This is a genomic window from Nocardioides sp. FY1077, from assembly GCF_058681775.1.
The window spans coordinates 567084-584479 of the sequence record NZ_JBZWDB010000002.1; the positions used below are offsets into that span (position 1 = coordinate 567084).

Genomic DNA, 17396 nt, shown 5'->3' on the forward strand with positions numbered 1-17396 from the left:
CCCGCGCCGACCGGACCAGGACGGGGCGGCGGTGGTCGACTTCGTGCTGGTCCTGGTGGTGCTGGTGCCGGTGGTGCTCGGGATCCTGCAGGTCTCGCTGACCCTGTTCGTGCGCAACACCCTTGCCGCAGCGGCGGCCGAGGGAGCGCGGGTGGCCGCCACGGCCGACCGGGCCGGTGGCGACGGGGAGGCCGCGGCGCGCCGGCAGGTGGCCGAGGTGGTGGCCGGGCGCTACGCCCAGGACGTGCGGGTGGAGCAGGTCAGCATCGACGGCGCCCCGGCGTACCGGGTGGTGATCCAGGCGCGGGTGCCGGCGCTCGGGATCGGTGGACCGGCCGTGCAGCTCGACGTCGCCGGTCACGCGGTGGAGGAGCCGGTGGTGGCGCCGGCGGGTGCGCCGTGACGCGACCGCGGCTGCGGCCCGGCCGCCTCGGCCGCCTCCGCCACCGGCCCGCCCAGGACGGCACCGCCGTCGTGGAGCTGGTGTGGCTCGGGGTCATCCTGCTGGTGCCGGTGGTGTGGATCGTGCTGAGCGTCTTCGAGGTGCAGCGCGGGGCACTGGGGGTCAGCGAGGCCGCCAGGGCGGCGGGTCGGGCCTACGCCCTGGCGCCGGACGACGCCGCGGGCCGCTCGCGTGCGGAGGCCGCGGCGCGGCAGGCGCTGGTCGACCAGGGGCTGCCGGGTGCGCCGGTGTCGGTGCAGGTGAGCTGTGCGCCGTACCCCGACTGCCACAGCCCGGGGTCGGTGATCACGGTGCGGGTGGGGTCGGGGGTGCGCCTGCCGCTGCTGCCCGACGTGCTGGGGGGTGGTGCGCCGAGCTTCGCGCTGGACGCGAGCCACACGGTGCCGATCGGCCGCTACCAGGAGGCCGACGAGTGAGGCGCGACGACGACGGGCAGGTGAGCCTGCTGATCGTGGGGTTCGCCTTCGTGCTGCTGATGGGGGTGGCGATGGTGGTGGACGCGACCGCTGCGTACCTGCAGCGCTCGGGGCTCAACACCCTGGCCGACGGGGCCGCGTTGACCGCCGCCGACGCCGGGGCGGGTGGTGAGGAGGTCTACACCGACGGGCTGGGCGAGGAGCGGTTGCGGCTGACCGAGGCCGCGGCGCGGGCCGCGGTGGTGGGCTACCTGCAGCAGGTGGGGGCGTACGGGCAGTACCCGGGTCTCGACGTGGCGGTGTCGGTGGACGCCGGGGCCCGGGAGGTGACGGTGCGGGTGGAGGCCCCGCTCGACCTGCCGTTGACGGTGCCGGGCTCGCCGGGGACGGCGACCATCGGTGCGACCGGCTCGGCGGTGGCCAGCATCGGGTGAGACCGGTGGTCGGGGCGCGACACTCGCACGAGGCCGGGAAGGCCTAAAGGGACGGAGCGGCCGGTGCGTCAGGGTGGTGTGAGCAGCGAGGAGTTCGTCGAGTTCTACACCGCGCAGAAGGACCGGTGCCTGCGGGCGGCGGTCGCCAGCGGCATGGAGCCCGGCCGCGCCGAGGAAGCGGTCGCCGAGGCGTTCGCCCGGGCGTGGTCGAGGTGGCGCGCCGTGCGCGTCATGGAGCACCCCACCGCCTGGGTGGTGCGCACCGCGATCAACCAGGACATCTCGTGGTGGCGCTCGCGTCGCCGCGAGGTGTTCGTCGACGTCGTCGCCGCGGAGCCGGTCACCGACGACCACGGCCGCGTCGACCTCGTCGCCGCCGTGCGCCGGCTGCCGCCCCGCCAGCGCGAGGTCGTGGTCCTGCGCTACCTGCTCGACCTCGACACCCGCTCGACCGCCCAGGTGATGGGCGTCGCCCCCGGGACCGTCGGTGCTCACCTCCACCACGCCCTCGCATCGCTGCGGGAGCACCTCACCACCTCCGAAGGGACACCGCTGTGAACGACGAGCTGGAGCGAGCGCTCCGCGGCAGCACCGCACACCTCACCCTGGACACCCCCGTCACCGACGTCCTCGCGCGCGGCGACCGGGTGCGCCACCGCCGGCGTCGGGCCGTCGCCCTCGGGGCCACGGGGGTCGCCGCGGTGGCGGCGTTCAGCACCGCCGCCGTCGTCGCCCAGCCGCCGGACGAGCGTCGGCCCGTCGAGGCGGTCGACCCCGCCGACCCCGCCCGGCCCGCCGCGGTGCAGGTCGCGTCGTGGTCGGGCCCGACCGCCGACCTGTCGGCCGACCAGATCGCCGCGGTGCAGGCGGCGTGCGCCGCCTCGGCGAGGGGCAGCGGGTTCTCCGAGCCGGGCTGGCGCCTGCCCGGCACCACCCCGCCGGTCGCCGCCGAGCAGCGGGGCGACGTCGTGCTGACCCACTTCAGCAGGGGACGCGACTACGCCAGCTGTGCGCTGGAGCCCGCCGACGACGGCACGTTCCAGGTGACGGGGCAGAGCGCCGGTGTGGCGCAGCCCGTCCCCGACGGGCGGTACCTGTCGCTGGTCACCTCCGGCGCGGCCGACCCCGGGCCGCTCGGCGGCACCCTCGTCGACGCGTACGCCGTCGTCCGCACCGCGCCCGACGTGGCGCAGGTCGAGGTCGCCGTCGGCGGCGACACCTACGACGGCAGCCTCGCCGACGGCCTCGCCTTCTTCTGGTTCGACGACGGCTCGCTGACCCAGGACGAGCTCGACCGGGCGGTCGTCACGGCCCTCGACGCCGACGGCGACGTCCTGCGCCGCTCCGACCCCGGCGAGGTCTGGTAGCGACCGGGCCCGCCCTGCGGCCGGCCGACGACACCGACCGCCCGGTCGGCCGTTGTGCCGCAGCCGCCGGGGTACTGGCCGCCTGTGGACCACCCCGGCAGCACCCCCGCCCCCGGCCGGGTGGTCGTCGTGCCGGGCCTCGGCCTCGACGCGCGCTCCTGGCGGCCGGTCGCGCAGCGGCTGCCGTGGCCGGTGACGGTGCACCCGCTCCCCGGCTACGGGCTCCCCGCGCCCGCCGGCGCCGACCTCGCCCCCGCCACGCTGGCCGCCCAGGTGGTCGACGGCCTGCCCGCGGCGGACGACCGCTCGCCGGTCGTGCTCGTCGGCCACTCCTCGGGCGCCCAGGTCGCGGCACACGTGGCCCGGCTGGCGCCCGACCGGGTGGCCGCCCTCGTCCTCGTCGGCCCCACGACCGACCCGCGGGCGGCGGGGTGGCCGGCGCTGGTGCGGCGCTGGGTCGCCACCGGGGTGGGGGAGGACCCCCGCCAGGTGCCGGCCCTGCTGCGCCAGTACCGCCGTACCGGGCTGGCCTCGATGGCGCGGGCGCTGGACGTCTCGCGCCGCGACGACGTGCGCCGCACGCTCGCGCAGGTGACCTGCCCGGTGGTGGTGGTGCGCGGGCCGCGCGACCGGATCTGCCCGGCCGACTGGGCCACCGGCCTCGACCGGCGGCAGGTCACCCTGGACCGGGGCGCCCACATGGTCCCGCTCACCCACGGGGGCGCCGTCGCCGGCGTCCTGACCGGGCTGCTGTCGGCGGCCGCCTCACGCCCGGTGCAGTCAGAGCACGGACCGTCGGGCCGGTCACGTCGGGACGGCGGGCGCATGGGACGTCGAGGTGAGCCCTGACCAGGCGGCGACGTCCAGGACGTGGTCAAGGGAGATGAAGTCGACGTCGCGCTCCCACCGTGCCCGGTCTTCGTCGGCCGGACGGTTGGCGTGGACGGCCTCGCGGCTCACGGTCTTCGTGTGGTCGCGGAGGGCTTCATCGTCACCCAGGAACTCGCGCAAGGTGCGAGGGGCGTTGCCGGCCAGGACGACGGCACCGCCGCGGTGGGCAGCACGCACCGCTTCCGGTGCGGTCGTGACCCACCTAGGGCGGCCAGCCCACGGGCGAGGTCCTTCGCCGAGGTACAGGTGTGCCGGGCCAGCTCGAACGGCGTCGCGTACAGCTCGGTCCCACGAGGTGTCCTCGTGGCGAAGAAGTCGGCAACCCCGGCTCAACTCCCGGTTGACCCGTCGGAAGAAACCGCTCGGACGGTCGGTTCTACTACCATGGGCGTCGCCGCTCGGCGGTTGACTGCCCAGGACAGGAGAGTTCGCCAGGATGGCTGTGCAGGGACGTGCTCTCGAGACCAGGGCGACGGTCTTGGCCGCCGCCGCGCGCGTGTTCGAGGACAAGGGCTACGCCCTCGCGACCGTGGCCGACATCCTGGCCGAGGCGCAGGTGACCAAGGGTGCGCTGTACTTCCACTTCGCCTCCAAGGAGGCGCTCATGCACGCAATCGTCGACGAGCAGAGCAACTGGCGCCAAGGCGTGGGGCTCGACCTCGACAACCCGGTGCAGGCGGCCATCGACCTGAGCTACGCGTTTGGTCGGGCCCTCCGGGACGACGTCCTGGTCCGGGCCAGCATCCGGGTCACCATCGAGCAGAGAACCTTCGGGTTCCGCGACGCACGACCCTACGAAGAGTGGATGGACGCTGCCACCCAGCTCCTGTCGCTGGCCCAGGACAAACGCCACCTCGTCGATGGCGTCGACGTGGGCGACGCCGCGAGCTTCATCACCGCGGCGATCTCCGGCGTCCAGCTCGTGTCCGAAGCGGTCGCCTCCCGGGCCGATCTCGACCACCGCCTCGAGGTCCTGTGGAACCTCACGCTCCCGGGCCTGGTCGTGCCCCGGGTGCGCCGCCGCTTGATCCTGCGACCTGGAGGTGGGCCTGCTCAGTAGCAGCGGGTGTCGAGGTCGAGGCGGCGACATTTCCCTGACTAGCTACGCGAGCCTTGTAAACAAACCGCCCGCGTGGTTTTGTTGTGGGGACGTGGCGGATCAAGCGCGGGAGACCGGAGGAGATCGAGCTGATGACCTTGCTCACGATGACCTTCGGACCCGCGCTGTGTGCTCAACCACGACGGCGGGCCGCCCTGGACCGGAGAGGCGCAAGATGACCGAGGCGCAGCCGGGCGCCGAGGCGACATCCGGGCCGGCGACCGGGTCCTCCGAGCCGCGGGGCCTGACCCGGTGGCAGGCGGTGCCCCTCGCGATCGGATCGGTCGCCGGCTCGGGGATCCTCTTCCTCCCGTCGGCCGTCTACGCCCGCGCCGGGCAGAACAGCCTCCTCGTGTGGGTCGCCGCGACGCTGCTGTGCCTGCCGATGCTCTTGATGTTCGACGACATGGTGCGCACCAACCCCGAGGGACGAGGTATCGAGTCCTTCATCAGGACCGGGCTCGGTGACGCCTTCGCGCGCTGCGTCCCCATCATGTTCACCGCGCTGGTCATCGTCGGGCTGCCGTCGGGGGCCTTCGTCGCGGGCCGCTACGTCGCGCTTGCGCTCTCGCTCGACGAGGTGGTCGTCATCGCGGTCGCCGCCGCGGTGCTGCTGGCTGCCGTCGTCGTCAACTCCGCCGGAGTCCGGGCGAGCACCCGGGTCCAGACCGTCACGACCTGGGCCCTGGTGCTGATCGCCAGCGTGCTGCTGCTCAGCGCGATCCCGTCGGCCGACAACGTCGGTCGCGTGGTGCCGGACGGGCAGGGTCTGAGCCTGGTGCTCCCGGGGGTGCTGCTCGCCTTCTGGGCCTTCGCCGGCTTCGAGAACCTCACGTTCCTGGCCCACGAGTTCAGGGAGCCCGCCAGGGACTTCCTGCCGGTCAGCGCGATCGCGCTGGCCGTCTACGGCGCCTTCACGGTGTTGCTGACGGTCGCCATCGCGGTGGTCGTGCCGCGCAGTGACGTCGACCAGGTCGTGGGGCTGCTCCAGCTCGCCGAGGGCACCGGCCTCGGCCGGGCCGTGGTGCTGCTGGTGACCGCGATCGCCTGCTGCGCGATGCTGCTCAACGCGGTTGCCTGGGTGTGGGGGGTGTCCCAGCTGGTCCGGGACGCCGCCGAGGACGGGATGCTGCCCGCCCGCTTCGCGGCCACCCACGACGGGGTCGCCCGGCCGGCGTTGGTGCTGATCGCGGTGCTGTTCGTCCCCGCCTCGGTGGTGCTGGCCGTGCGGCCCTCCCTGGTCGTGGAGCTGACCGCGACGGCGAGCGGCATCTTCATGCTGCTCTACATCCTGAGCATCTTGTCCTACGTGCGGGTCCGCGGGCTGACCCTCCGATCGGTGCTGAACCTGGTCCTCATGGTCGTCATCGTGGTGAGCCTGGTGCAGTCGGCGTGGGAGGCGCTGTACGGCGTCGCGGTGCTCGCGCTGGCCCTGGGGCTCCAGGTCCTACGGCGCAGGCGCCAGTCGGGCCGAGCCTCCGGGTCCCGGCCGGCATGACGATGGAGTCGGTGTTCGCCTCACACGGGCGACGACCGCGGCGATCTCCCTCGTCTGCGCGGTGGTCTGCCTCCTCGTCACTGCCACCACGGGCGTCTCGTCGGGTGCGTCGTGGTGGTGGGCGCTCGCGCTCGCCCCGGCGCCGGCCCTCGGCCTGCTCCTCGGCGTGCGACTGCGACGCCGCACCGTCGAGGCGGTCTTCCGCCCGGTCGTCCAGGTCCTCGTCGCCGTGACCGGCGTCAGCGTCCTGGCGCACGTGGTGCTCGCGGGCTGAGCCGGTCAGAGCAGGCCGAGGCCGACCGCGTGCCGGCGTACGGCGTCGCTGTCGGCGGCGAGCACGAACGGCACGTCCTCGGTCCAGGCGCCGGTGACCTGCTCCACCCGCCCGTCGCCGGTGTCCACGCGCACCTCGCGGATGTAGATCGCGATGATCCGCCCGGGGTTGGCGCGCACGACGGCGGCGTAGATCTCGGGGTCCTTCTCGCCCGAGTCGCCCAGCAGCACGAACCGCAGCCGCGGGTGGAGGTCGAGGACCTCCTGGAGGCGCCCCGCCTTCTGCTCGCGGCCGGCGGCGGTGCCGAGCAGGTCGCGCAGCAGCACCGGCCCGATCGGGAACGCCCGATAGCGCAGGAACGACATCAGGAAGCCGTGCAGGTTCCAGGGGCTGGAGGAGACGTAGAAGACGGGGTTGGTGCCGGCCGCGAGGTCGACGTACAGCTCCGGAGCGCCCGGGAACGGCGTGCGGGTGAGGGCGGAGCCGGTGACGGTCTGCCGGATCATGTGACCGACGCGCTGCACGCCGGTCTGCAGGATCGTGTCGTCGACGTCGGAGAGCACCCCGAACGCCGCGTCGCCGCGCGGCACCAGCACCTCTAGCGGCGTGGTGCGCGGGTCGGTGAGGCCGCGGTAGGTGCCGGCCAGTTCGACGGTGCCGCGGGTCCACGGCGAGGTGAGCCGGCCGGCCTCCGGCTCCAGGCGCACCTGGAAGTAGCCGTCGGCGTCGGTGACGGTCTCCACCGTCGTGCCTGCGACGGTGACCCGCAGCGGCACCCCCGGCAGGTCGTCGGTGAGGAACTGCCGCACGGTCCGGCGCACGGCGGCGACGACGCCCTCGCCCTCCACGGCCTCGGAGGGGTTGGGGTCGTCGAGGACGCGGCCGCGCACCACCACCCCGTGGTCGCTGCCGTGGCCGAGGTAGGTCTCGATGCGGAGGTCGACCGGCGTGCGGGTGCGGGCCCGGCGCAGCCGCGTCCCGTCCCATGCCTGCTCCAGCCCGCGGACCCAGCGACTCGCACTCATGGGCCCACCCTAGGCAGCGCAGGCCTACGGCGGGGGCGGTCCCGGCCTGGCACGATGCACCGGTGCGCCCCCGACGACTCCACGTGACCGGCGCCAGCGGCGCCGGCACCACCACGCTGGCGCGTGCGGTCGCCGACGCCTGGGCCGTGCCCCACGTCGACGCCGACGACTACTTCTGGCTCCCCACCGACCCGCCGTACGCCGCGAAGCGGCCCGAGGCCGAGCGGGTGGCCCTGATGGAGCAGGTGGTGCTGCCGCGGCCCGCGTGGGTGCTCTCCGGCTCGATGCTCGGCTGGGGCGACGCGGTGGTGGCCCGCTGCGACGCCGTGGTGTTCCTGACCCTCGACCCCGCCGAGCGGATGCGGCGCCTCGAGCAGCGGCAGCGGGTGCGCGCCGCCGGGCAGCCGGTCGACGAGCCCGCGCTGGCGGCGTTCCTGGCCTGGGCCCGCGGGTACGACGACCCGACCTTCGACGGCCGCAGCCGGGCGCGCCACGAGGAGTGGCTCGCCACGCTGGGCTGCCCCGTGCTGCGCCTCGACGCCGTCGCCCCGCGGGAGTCGCTGCGCGACGGGGTGCTCGCCTGGGAGCCGCAGCCGGGAGCGGCAGCCGGAGCGCCCACCGCCCGGTGAGCCGACCCCACCCGTCCGGCACCCGTCGTTCCACCGATCGGCCGGTGCCGCCGGAGTCGTGACGTCACTACGGTGACGCCGTGATCCTCCGCCACCGTGTGCTGACCGCCCTGGCCACCCTCGTGCTGACCGCCCCCGCGGTCGGCGCCGCGGGCGCCGGGAGCGCGGCCGGCGCGCAGGCCGGCGACGAGGCGGAGGCCCAGCGCAAGTACCAGGCCTCGACGGTGCGGCACACCAACGCCGAGCGCTCGGAGCGCGACCTGGCCACGGTGAAGCGGCAGCGCTGCGTCCAGCGGTTCGCGGTCGCGCAGGCGAAGAGCATGGCGCGCCGGGAGGTGATGGACCACCAGCCGCTGCCGCCGGTGCTGCAGGAGTGCGACCTGAGCCTGGTGGGGGAGAACGTCGCCTACGGCTACCCCAGCGGCAAGGCGGTCGTGGCGGCGTGGATGGACTCGCTGACCCACCGCCTCAACATCGTCAACCCCGCCTACCGCCTCATCGGCGTGGGCGCGCGCCGCGGTGACGACGACCGCTGGTACGTCTCCCAGGTGTTCGGGCGCGCCTGACGCTCACGGCGTGAAGACGACCCGCAGGCAGCCGTCCTTCTTCTCCTTGAACAGCTCGTAGCCGCGCGGGCCCTCCTCGAGCGACATCCGGTGGGTGGTGAGCACCGTCGGGTCGAGGCGGCCCTCGGCGACGTGGGCCATCATCTCGGGCATGTAGCGCTGGCCGTGCTGCTGCGACGAGCGCAGCGTCAGGCCCTTGTTCATCACCACGCCCATCGGGAACTTGTCGGTGAGCCCGTAGACCCCCAGCACCGAGACCACGCCGCCCTTGCGGCAGGCGATGATCGACTCGCGCAACGCCTGCGCGCGGTCGGTCTCCAGGCGCAGGGCCTGCTTCACCTTGTCGTAGGCGTACTGCGGGCCGGTGCCGTGGGCCTCCATGCCCACCGCCTCGATGCACGCGTCGGGGCCGCGGCCGCCGGTGGTCTGCTTCAGCTCCTCCAGGACGTCGGTGGCGGTGTAGTCGAGCACGTCGAGCCCGAGGACGTCGCGGGCCACGGCGAGCCGCTCGGGGATGCGGTCGATGACGATGACTCGCCCGGCGCCCATCAGCCGCGCGCTCGCGGCGGCCATCAGGCCCACCCCGCCGGCGCCCCACACCGCGACGGTGTCGCCCTCGGTGATGTCGCAGAAGTCGGCGCCCATGTAGCCGGTCGGCACGGCGTCGGAGAGGTAGAGCGCCTGCTCGTCGGTGATGCCCTCGGGCACCGCGAAGCAGTTCTGGTCGGCGTGCGGCACGCGGATGTACTCCGCGTGGCTGCCGGCGTACCCGCCGAAGGCGTGGGTGTAGCCGTAGATGCCGGCGGTGGGGTAGCCCATCTCCGGCACCTGCAGCTCCGGGTGGGGGTTGGTGTTGTCGCAGGCCGACCACAGGTCGTGCTCGCAGAACCAGCAGGACCCGCAGCCGATGAACGACGGCACCGTCACCCGGGTGCCGAGGCGGGTGCGCTCCACCGCCGACCCGACCTCGACCACCTCACCCATGAACTCGTGGCCGAGCACGTCACCCTGCCGCACGGTCGGGATGTAGCCGGAGATGACGTGCAGGTCGGAGCCGCAGGTCGTGGTGCGCAGCACCCGCAGGACCACGTCGTGGGGGTTGACGATGGTCGGGTCGGGCACGGTCTCGACCCGCAGGTCGTCGACGCCGTTCCAGCACAGGGCGCGCACGGGCCCTCCTCAGCTCTCGTCGGACGGGGCAGGACGGGCGGACGGGTTCTCGGCCAGCGTGGCGACCTCGCCGGACTCCACCAGCGCCTGCAGCCGGCGCAGGCTCTTCATCGCCACGGTGCTGACGGTCAGGCGCAGCGCCGTGCCGGCCGGCCCGGGGGGCAGCGGCACGGTCAGCTCGAGGTGCACCTCGGTGCCGCGGCCAGGCGGCGCCGGCACCAGGCGTACGACGCCGCGGTGGGCCGGTGCGTGGTCGTCGGTCTCCGGCACCACCGCCTGGAAGCGCAGCGGCTCGGTGCCGGAGCCGGGGCGCACGTGCACGTCGGTGGTTCGCTGGACCCCGCCCGGCAGGCGCAGGGTCCAGCGCTGCCGGTCGGGGCCGGTGGTCACCACGTGCAGGTCGGGCCCGTCGCTGACGGCACCGAGCCCGGTGAGCACGTCGGGGTCGGCCAGCAGCGCCGACAGCTCCTCGAGCGGGCGCCCGATCGTCACGGCCTGTCGCACGACGCCCTCGCCGCCCGGCCCGCCGGCGGCGCCGATGCCGAGGCGGCGGCCCACGGGGCCGGCGACGGCGGCTGCGCGCGAGCGGGCCCGGCCCGCGAGTCCGGTCGCTCCGCGGTGGGAGGGCTGGGTGGTCATGGCGGGGCGGTACCCCGCAACCCCCGTGCCATGCGTGGGCGGGGCCAGGTCCGCGAGTAGGTGTGGGCCGTCGGCGCGACGTAGCCTGAGGGTGTGGCACTGGACTACGACACCGAGCTCAAGCAGCTCCAGGCGACCATGCGCACCATCGAGCAGGTGCTCGACATCGACGAGATGCGCAAGGAGATCGTCGACCTCGGCGAGCAGGTCGCCGCGCCCGACCTGTGGGACGACCAGGCCAACGCGACCCGGGTCACCGGTCGCCTCTCCGACCTGCAGGGCCAGGTCGACCGGTTCGCCGCCCTCAGCGAGCGCATCGAGGACCTCGGCATCATGGTCGAGCTCGGCACCGAGGAGGGCGACGCCGACTCCCTGGCCGACGCCGAGCGCGAGCTGGCCCGCATCAAGAAGGCCGTCGAGGGCCTCGAGGTCCGCACCCTGCTCAACGGCGAGTACGACGCCCGCGAGGCCCTGGTGACGATCCGCTCCGGCGCCGGTGGCGTCGACGCCGCCGACTTCGCCGAGATGCTGCTTCGCATGTACACCCGCTGGGCCGAGCAGCACGACTACTCCGTCGAGGTGTTCGACACCTCCTACGCCGAGGAGGCCGGGCTGAAGTCGGCCACCTTCGCGGTGCACGCGCCCTACACCTACGGCACCCTCAGCGTGGAGTCGGGCACCCACCGGCTGGTGCGGATCAGCCCCTTCGACAACCAGGGCCGCCGCCAGACGTCGTTCGCGGCCGTCGAGGTCGTGCCGGTGCTGGAGCAGACCGACGAGATCGACGTGCCCGACGAGGAGATCCGCGTCGACGTCTACCGCTCCGGCGGACCCGGCGGGCAGTCGGTCAACACCACCGACTCCGCCGTGCGGCTCACCCACATCCCCACCGGCACGGTCGTCAGCTGCCAGAACGAGAAGAGCCAGCTGCAGAACAAGGCCAGCGCCATGGTCGTGCTGAAGGCCAAGCTCCTCGCGCGCAAGAAGGCCGAGGAGAAGGCCCACCTCGACGGGCTGCGCGGCGACGTGCAGGCCTCGTGGGGCGACCAGATGCGCAACTACGTGCTGAACCCCTACCAGGTCGTGAAGGACCTGCGCACGACGTACGAGTCCGGCAACCCCTCGGCCGTCTTCGACGGTGATCTCGACGGGTTCCTCGAGGCCGGCATCCGCTGGCGCCGGGGCGCAGAGAAGGCTGACGCGAGCTGACTGCCGACCTGACCTACGTCGTCGCGGGGCTCGCCCTGATCCTCGCGGTGACCCTGCCCGGGCTGCTCGGCCGCGGTGCTGTCTCGCCACCGATGGTGCTGGTCGGCGTGGGGATGCTGCTCGGGCTGACGTCGCTGCCCGACGCGCTCCCGCTCGACCCCCAGGAGAACCGCGGGGCCATCGAGCACGTCGCCGAGCTGACCGTGCTGGTGGCGCTGATGGGCGTGGGCCTGGCCGTCGACCGGCCGCTGTCGCTGCTGCGCCCCTCCAGCTGGCGAGGGTGGAACCCGACGTGGCGCCTGCTCGGCATCACCATGCCGGTCTGCATCGGCGCGACGTTCCTGCTGGGCTGGTGGGCCGGCCTCGCGCCGGCCGCGGCCCTGCTGCTCGGTGCCGTGCTGAGCCCCACCGACCCGGTGCTGGCCTCCGACGTGCAGGTCGCCGGCCCCCAGATCGAGGCCGAGCACGAGGACGAGGTCGACGAGTCCGACGAGGTGCGGTTCACCCTCACCTCCGAGGCCGGCTTCAACGACGGCCTCGCCTTCCCCTTCGTGTACGCCGCGATCCTGCTGGCCACCGAGGGCGCGGTCTCGAACTGGGCGCTGGAGTGGGTGGGGTTCTACCTGGTCGCGAAGGTCGTCATCGGGGTGCTCGTCGGCATCGCGGTGGGCTGGGCGCTGGCCAAGGTCGCCTTCCGCTCCGAGTCGCACGCCCTGCGCCTGGCCGAGCGCGGCGAGCCGCTGCTCGCGGTCGCGGCCCTCGCCACGGCGTACGGCGTCGGCGAGGTGCTGGCCGGCTACGGCTTCCTGTCGGTGGTCACCTGCGCGATGGCGTTCCGCTCGGTGGAGCGCAACCACTCCTACAACCGGGCCATGCACGAGGTCGTCGAGCGCCTCGAGCGGCTGCTCACCCTCTTCGTGCTGCTGGTGCTCGGCATCGCGCTGACCCGCGGGCTCCTGGAGAGCCTCGACTGGCGCGGCGTGATGATCGGCCTGGCGCTGATCCTGGTCGTGCGGCCGCTGGCCGGCCTGGCCGCCCTCGGCGCCTGGTCGACCCCGCGCGGGCGCGCCGGCGCGCTGACGCTCCCGGAGGCCGGTGCGGTCGCGTTCTTCGGGGTGCGCGGCGTCGGCTCGATCTACTACCTCGCGTACGCCGCCGGCGAGGCGCCCCAGCTGGGCAGCGACTGGCTCTGGTCGACCGTCGGCTTCACCGTGGTGGCCTCGGTGCTGGTGCACGGCGTGCTCGCGGGCCCGGTGATGCGGCGCCTCGACCTCGGCCGCGACAACGTGCCCGACCCAGTCTGAGCCGGTCGTCCGCCTACGGGCCGTCGGTGGGTGCCGACGGCGACGACGAGGCCGCGGCGCCCTGGGCCACCGCGGCGCACCACCGGCTGCCGCGCTCGAGCAGCTCGGCACGGTCGGTGCGACCGGGAAGGGTGAGGGTGCAGCTCAGCCAGGCGTCGCCGAGCAGCCCGGCGTGCTCCACCCGCACGGCGGGGCCGTCGGCGCAGACGAGCCCGACCGACGGTGCGCCGTACGGCTCCGCGCGCCGGGGCGGTCGGCAGCCCTCGGCGTCGGTCCGCGAGCGCGCCAGCTGCTGCGCGCTGCCGCGGGTGACCGGCGGGGCCAGCACCCATGCCCGGGCCGCGGCGCGCCCCGCACCGCTCCAGGTGCAGCCGTGCTCGTGGACGACGTCGCGCAGGCCGGGGGCGACCTCCACCACCTCGCCGTTGCCGTAGGAGTCGCTCTCCTCCGGCTCGGCGCCCAGCGCCGCGCTCACCGCGGCGGGGTCGACGGCGGGGCAGAAGTCGGCGCGGGCCACGGTGAGCGCGCCGGTGTCGAGGTCGTCGAGGTCGAGCGGCGGCGCGCTCGGCGAGGGGGAGCCCGACGCCGACGGCGTGCCCGACGCGTCGCCGCCGTCCCCGCCGTCGCCACCGTCGCCCGTGCAGCCGGCGACGACGAGGACCGCCGCCAGCACGGCCGCCGGGGCCGCGGCCGGGGCGGACACGGGCCGGAGGCGTCGGTGGAGCGGCATGTGAGCCACGATACGAGCGCCGCCGGGTCGGGCGGCGACGTGTCCCGGGGGTGGGCGCCTCGCGTACGCTCCTTCGGGTGATTCGCTTCGAGAAGGTGACCAAGACCTACCCCGGCACGGGCGCCCCCGCCCTCGACCAGGTGAGCGTCGACGTCGAGAAGGGCGAGTTCGTCTTCCTCGTCGGTGCCTCCGGCTCCGGCAAGTCCACGGCCCTGCGGCTGGCGCTGCGCGAGGCGCGGCCGACGTCGGGGCGGGTCTACGTGGCCGGCAAGGAGATCAACCGCCTGGCCGGCTGGAAGGTGCCGCGGCTGCGGCGCCAGATCGGCACCGTGTTCCAGGACTTCCGGCTGCTGCCGAACAAGACGGTGGCCGAGAACGTCGCCTTCGCCCTCGAGGTGATCGGCAAGTCGCGGCCCGAGGTGCGCCGCGTCGTGCCGGAGACCCTCGAGCTGGTGGGCCTGGAGGGCAAGGCCGACCGGATGCCCGACGAGCTGTCGGGTGGGGAGCAGCAGCGTGTCGCGATCGCCCGCGCGTTCGTGAACCGCCCGATGATCCTCATCGCCGACGAGCCCACCGGCAACCTCGACCCCACCACCTCGGTGGGCATCATGAAGCTGCTCGACCGGATCAACCGCACCGGCACCACCGTGGTCATGGCCACCCACGACCACGGCATCGTCGACCAGATGCGCAAGCGCGTCGTCGAGCTGGAGGACGGCCGCGTGATCCGTGACCACGCCCAGGGCGTGTACGGCTTCCAGCACTGACCTCGACCTGACCCGACCTGACCCGTCCCCGACCGGGACCCGACACGTCCCCGGACACATCCCCGGCGCACCCCGAGCCCACCACCGCGGGCCGCGCGTCCGGACCACCACAGGAGTCCTCCTCCCCTCATGCGCTACGTCTTCTCCAACCTCGCCCAGGGCCTGCGACGCAACCTCTCGATGCACCTGGCGGTGATCCTCACCCTCTTCGTCTCGCTGACGCTGGTGGGCCTGGGCCTGCTGGTGCGCGCCCAGGCCGAGAAGGCCGTCGACCAGTGGGGCAGCGAGCTGCAGATCACGGCCTTCCTGTGCCGTGACGACGACCCCGACCCCAACTGCCAGAGCGCGGTCGACGAGACGCAGAAGGAGGAGATCGCCCGCGCCGTCGAGCAGAGCCCGGAGGTGCAGTCGTACTACTTCGAGTCGCAGGCCACGGCGTTCGACAAGGTCAAGGACCTCTACGGGCCCGAGCAGGCCGACCGCTTCGAGGGACCCAACGCGATCCTCACCGAGGCCGACATGCCCCAGACGCTGTGGATCACGCTGGAGGACCCCGACGAGTACCAGGGCGTGACCAGCGCGATCGTGGGCCTCGACGGCGTGGCCTCCATCCGCGACCAGCGCGACACGATCGCCCCGCTGCTGCGCATCATGGACGCGATGCAGATCGGCTCCCTCGGCGTCGCGGTGTTCCTGGTGGTGGCCGCACTGCTGCTGGTGGGCAACACCATCCGGCTGGCCGCGCTGGCCCGGCGCCGCGAGATCGGGATCATGCGCCTGGTGGGCGCCTCCACGATCTACATCGCGCTGCCGTTCCTGCTCGAGGCCGTGGTGACCGCGCTGATCAGCGTGGCGCTCGCGCTGGCCGCGCTCGCGGCGTTCATGTTCTTCGGGGTGCGCCAGCGCTTCACCGACTACCTCGGCTTCATCCCGTGGATCGGGTACGACGACTACGTGGTCGCCGCGCTGGTCGTGCTGGTGCTCGGGCCGGTCCTGACGCTGCTGCCGACACTCCTGCTGACCCGCAAATACCTCAAGGTGTGAGCGCGCCGGGTTACCGTCGGGGTGCTCTCTTCCCCGACAGCTGAAGGCAGACCGTGCGCTACTTCCCCAGCGCCTCTCGCCGTCGCCTCGCCGTGGTCCTCGCGACCGCGGCGCTGGCTTCCGGTGCCGTGGCCGCCCCGATCGCCCACGCCGACGACGAGCTGGAGAAGCGTCAGGCCCAGGTCGAGAAGCAGATCGACCACGCCCACGACGACCTCGAGGAGTCGAGCTCGGCCATGCGCCGTGCCCAGGGCGCCCTCGACGCCGCGCAGGCCCGCCTCGACGACGCCGTCGCCGAGCTCACGGCGGTGCGCGAGAAGCTGGACGCCGCCCGCGAGCGCGACGACGAGATGGCCACCGAGCTCGCCGGCGCCGAGCAGCGGCTGACCACCGCCGAGGCCGAGCTCGTCGACGGCCAGGAGGCGCTGGCCGACCAGCGCACGCTGCTCACCGACACCGTCAACGAGGTCTACCGCCAGGGCGACCCCCAGCTGATGGCGCTGTCGGCGCTGCTGAACTCCAGCTCGCCGGCCGACCTCACCCGCCAGGAGTCGGCCGACAGCATCATCGCCGGCAACCAGACCTCGGCCTACGACGACCTCGACGCCGCCGAGGTGCTGCTGCAGGTGCGCGAGGACCAGCTGACCGACGCCCGCGACGACGTCGCCGACCAGCGCGAGGCCGCCGCGGCCCACCTCTCCACGATGCGCTCGCTGACCGCCCAGGCCGTCGCGGGGCGCGAGAAGGTGCGCGAGATGGTCGCCGACCGCCGCGACGCCCGCAGCGAGGCCGGGCGGGTGCTGGCCGCCGACCGGGCCCTGCTGGCCGAGCTGCGCAACGAGGAGGCGCGGATCAAGCAGCGCATCCTCGCCGCCGCCCGGGCGGCGCGCGGCAGCAGCGTCAGCGCCGACGCCGACGGCTTCCTGGCCCCGCCGGTCTCCGGCCCGGTCACCTCGCCGTTCGGGATGCGCGTCCACCCCATCTACGGCTACCGCGGCCTGCACGACGGCACCGACTTCGGCGTCGCGTGCGGTGAGCTGATGCGCGCCCCCGCCGCCGGCACCGTGATCTCCCGCTACTTCTCCTCGGTCTACGGCAACCGGCTCTACCTCAACCTCGGCCAGGTGAACGGCAAGAACCTCACCGTCGTCTACAACCACGCCTCCGGCTACCGCGTCGGCCCCGGCGACCGGGTGGGCGAGGGCGACGTCGTGGGCCGGGTCGGCGACACCGGCTGGTCGACCGGCTGCCACCTGCACTACAGCGTGCTGGTCAACGGCGACCCCGTCGACCCGATGCGCTGGATGTAGCCCGCGGCTCCTCCGTGCGGCCTGGCGGCCGCTCGCCCGGGCGAGCGGGCGTTGGCCCGCTCTGGGATGATGGTCCGATGGTCAAGGAGCAGGGGCGCAAGCTGGTCGCGCAGAACAAGAAGGCGCGCCACGACTACCTCGTCGAGGACGTCTTCGAGGCCGGCATGGTGCTGCAGGGCACCGAGGTGAAGTCGCTGCGCCTCGGGCGCGCCTCCCTCGTCGACGGCTTCGTCGACATCGACCGCGGCGAGGCGTGGCTGCACGGTGTGCACATCCCGGAGTACTCCCAGGGCACCTGGACCAACCACTCCGCGCGCCGGAAGCGCAAGCTGCTGCTCAACCGCGTCGAGATCGACAAGATCGAGCGCCGGGTCAACGAGAAGGGCCTGACGATCGTGCCGCTGTCGCTGTACTTCGTCGACGGCCGCGCCAAGGTCGAGATCGCCACCGCCAAGGGCAAGAAGTCGTGGGACAAGCGCCAGGCCCTCGCCGAGCGCCAGGCCGTCCGCGAGACCGAGCAGGCCGTGGGCCGCCGGCTCAAGGGCATGGGCGACTGAGGCG

Annotated in this window: 21 protein-coding genes; 17 read left to right on the forward strand and 4 right to left on the reverse strand. The window is 73.8% G+C overall.

Going from position 1 to position 17396, the window contains the following annotated elements; genetic code table 11:
• Positions 1-31: 31 nt before the first annotated feature.
• The 9 genes from AC4OR8_RS07625 to AC4OR8_RS07665 all read left to right on the forward strand — a co-directional run bounded on the left by AC4OR8_RS07625 (position 32) and on the right by AC4OR8_RS07665 (position 6442).
• Entirely contained in the window at positions 32-403 is a 372-nt protein-coding gene (locus AC4OR8_RS07625) for a TadE/TadG family type IV pilus assembly protein (protein ID WP_492164938.1), read from the forward strand.
• Positions 400-879, forward strand: coding sequence for a hypothetical protein (locus AC4OR8_RS07630; RefSeq protein WP_492164939.1), 480 nt, complete (start codon positions 400-402; stop codon positions 877-879). The genes AC4OR8_RS07625 and AC4OR8_RS07630 overlap by 4 nt, the downstream gene beginning before the upstream one ends.
• A 20-nt stretch (positions 880-899) precedes the next feature.
• A complete protein-coding gene (locus AC4OR8_RS07635) occupies positions 900-1313 on the forward strand; it encodes a pilus assembly protein TadG-related protein (RefSeq protein ID WP_492164940.1) in 414 nt (137 codons plus the stop codon).
• A 78-nt stretch (positions 1314-1391) separates the two neighbouring features.
• Positions 1392-1871, forward strand: coding sequence for a sigma-70 family RNA polymerase sigma factor (locus AC4OR8_RS07640; protein ID WP_492164941.1), 480 nt, complete (start codon positions 1392-1394; stop codon positions 1869-1871).
• Positions 1868-2680, forward strand: a complete 813-nt coding sequence (locus AC4OR8_RS07645) for a hypothetical protein (protein WP_492164942.1) — start codon at positions 1868-1870, stop codon at positions 2678-2680. The genes AC4OR8_RS07640 and AC4OR8_RS07645 overlap by 4 nt, the downstream gene beginning before the upstream one ends.
• An 84-nt stretch (positions 2681-2764) precedes the next feature.
• Positions 2765-3529 (forward strand): alpha/beta fold hydrolase, encoded by a 765-nt coding sequence (locus tag AC4OR8_RS07650; protein ID WP_492164943.1) that lies wholly within the window; start codon positions 2765-2767, stop codon positions 3527-3529.
• A gap of 478 nt (positions 3530-4007) precedes the next feature.
• Positions 4008-4631 (forward strand): ScbR family autoregulator-binding transcription factor, encoded by a 624-nt coding sequence (locus AC4OR8_RS07655; protein ID WP_492164944.1) that lies wholly within the window; start codon positions 4008-4010, stop codon positions 4629-4631.
• Between the two features lie 214 nt (positions 4632-4845).
• The gene (locus AC4OR8_RS07660) at positions 4846-6168 is read left to right on the forward strand and encodes an APC family permease (RefSeq protein ID WP_492164945.1); all 1323 of its coding nucleotides are present in this window, start codon (positions 4846-4848) and stop codon (positions 6166-6168) included.
• Between the two features lie 61 nt (positions 6169-6229).
• Positions 6230-6442: a hypothetical protein gene (locus tag AC4OR8_RS07665; RefSeq protein ID WP_492164946.1), complete on the forward strand. Its 213-nt coding sequence runs from the start codon at positions 6230-6232 to the stop codon at positions 6440-6442.
• A gap of 5 nt (positions 6443-6447) precedes the next feature.
• On the opposite strand, the gene AC4OR8_RS07670 is transcribed toward AC4OR8_RS07665, so the two are convergent.
• Positions 6448-7467 (reverse strand): App1 family protein phosphatidate phosphatase, encoded by a 1020-nt coding sequence (locus AC4OR8_RS07670; RefSeq protein ID WP_492164947.1) that lies wholly within the window; start codon positions 7465-7467, stop codon positions 6448-6450.
• A gap of 62 nt (positions 7468-7529) precedes the next feature.
• Between AC4OR8_RS07670 and AC4OR8_RS07675 the strand changes: the two genes are divergently transcribed.
• Both AC4OR8_RS07675 and AC4OR8_RS07680 read left to right on the forward strand, forming a co-directional pair.
• A complete protein-coding gene (locus AC4OR8_RS07675; protein WP_492164948.1) occupies positions 7530-8096 on the forward strand; it encodes a P-loop NTPase family protein in 567 nt (188 codons plus the stop codon).
• An 80-nt stretch (positions 8097-8176) separates the two neighbouring features.
• Positions 8177-8662 carry a CAP domain-containing protein gene (locus AC4OR8_RS07680; protein WP_492164949.1) on the forward strand — a complete coding sequence of 162 codons (486 nt, stop codon included), beginning with the start codon at positions 8177-8179 and terminating at the stop codon, positions 8660-8662.
• A gap of 3 nt (positions 8663-8665) precedes the next feature.
• On the opposite strand, the gene AC4OR8_RS07685 is transcribed toward AC4OR8_RS07680, so the two are convergent.
• Both AC4OR8_RS07685 and AC4OR8_RS07690 read right to left on the reverse strand, forming a co-directional pair.
• Positions 8666-9832 (reverse strand): zinc-dependent alcohol dehydrogenase, encoded by a 1167-nt coding sequence (locus AC4OR8_RS07685; RefSeq protein ID WP_492164950.1) that lies wholly within the window; start codon positions 9830-9832, stop codon positions 8666-8668.
• A gap of 9 nt (positions 9833-9841) precedes the next feature.
• Positions 9842-10471: a hypothetical protein gene (locus tag AC4OR8_RS07690; protein WP_492164951.1), complete on the reverse strand. Its 630-nt coding sequence runs from the start codon at positions 10469-10471 to the stop codon at positions 9842-9844.
• Positions 10472-10564: 93 nt separating this feature from the next.
• On the opposite strand from AC4OR8_RS07690, the gene prfB reads away from it, so the two are divergent.
• Entirely contained in the window at positions 10565-11680 is a 1116-nt protein-coding gene (gene prfB / locus AC4OR8_RS07695; protein ID WP_492164952.1) for a peptide chain release factor 2, read from the forward strand.
• Positions 11681-11727: 47 nt separating this feature from the next.
• Positions 11728-12984, forward strand: coding sequence for a cation:proton antiporter (locus tag AC4OR8_RS07700; RefSeq protein WP_492164953.1), 1257 nt, complete (start codon positions 11728-11730; stop codon positions 12982-12984).
• Between the two features lie 13 nt (positions 12985-12997).
• Here AC4OR8_RS07700 and AC4OR8_RS07705 read toward each other — a convergent pair whose 3' ends face one another.
• Positions 12998-13714 carry a hypothetical protein gene (locus AC4OR8_RS07705; RefSeq protein WP_492164954.1) on the reverse strand — a complete coding sequence of 239 codons (717 nt, stop codon included), beginning with the start codon at positions 13712-13714 and terminating at the stop codon, positions 12998-13000.
• A 77-nt stretch (positions 13715-13791) separates the two neighbouring features.
• On the opposite strand from AC4OR8_RS07705, the gene ftsE reads away from it, so the two are divergent.
• The 4 genes from ftsE to smpB all read left to right on the forward strand — a co-directional run bounded on the left by ftsE (position 13792) and on the right by smpB (position 17392).
• Positions 13792-14481: a cell division ATP-binding protein FtsE gene (gene ftsE / locus AC4OR8_RS07710; RefSeq protein ID WP_492164955.1), complete on the forward strand. Its 690-nt coding sequence runs from the start codon at positions 13792-13794 to the stop codon at positions 14479-14481.
• 129 nt (positions 14482-14610) lie between these two features.
• Positions 14611-15525, forward strand: a complete 915-nt coding sequence (ftsX, locus tag AC4OR8_RS07715; protein ID WP_492164956.1) for a permease-like cell division protein FtsX — start codon at positions 14611-14613, stop codon at positions 15523-15525.
• Positions 15526-15578: 53 nt separating this feature from the next.
• Entirely contained in the window at positions 15579-16835 is a 1257-nt protein-coding gene (locus AC4OR8_RS07720; protein WP_492164957.1) for a M23 family metallopeptidase, read from the forward strand.
• Positions 16836-16912: 77 nt separating this feature from the next.
• A complete protein-coding gene (smpB, locus tag AC4OR8_RS07725; RefSeq protein WP_492164958.1) occupies positions 16913-17392 on the forward strand; it encodes an SsrA-binding protein SmpB in 480 nt (159 codons plus the stop codon).
• Positions 17393-17396: the final 4 nt, after the last annotated feature.

Coding starts and splice junctions, on each gene's coding strand:
- AC4OR8_RS07655 (WP_492164944.1), top strand. CDS start 4,008: ATGGCTGTGCAGGGACGTGCTCTCGAGACCAGGGCGACGGTCTTGGCC.
- AC4OR8_RS07660 (WP_492164945.1), top strand. CDS start 4,846: ATGACCGAGGCGCAGCCGGGCGCCGAGGCGACATCCGGGCCGGCGACC.
- AC4OR8_RS07670 (WP_492164947.1), bottom strand. CDS start 7,467: ATGAGTGCGAGTCGCTGGGTCCGCGGGCTGGAGCAGGCATGGGACGGG.
- AC4OR8_RS07690 (WP_492164951.1), bottom strand. CDS start 10,471: ATGACCACCCAGCCCTCCCACCGCGGAGCGACCGGACTCGCGGGCCGG.
- AC4OR8_RS07705 (WP_492164954.1), bottom strand. CDS start 13,714: ATGCCGCTCCACCGACGCCTCCGGCCCGTGTCCGCCCCGGCCGCGGCC.
- ftsX (WP_492164956.1), top strand. CDS start 14,611: ATGCGCTACGTCTTCTCCAACCTCGCCCAGGGCCTGCGACGCAACCTC.
- smpB (WP_492164958.1), top strand. CDS start 16,913: ATGGTCAAGGAGCAGGGGCGCAAGCTGGTCGCGCAGAACAAGAAGGCG.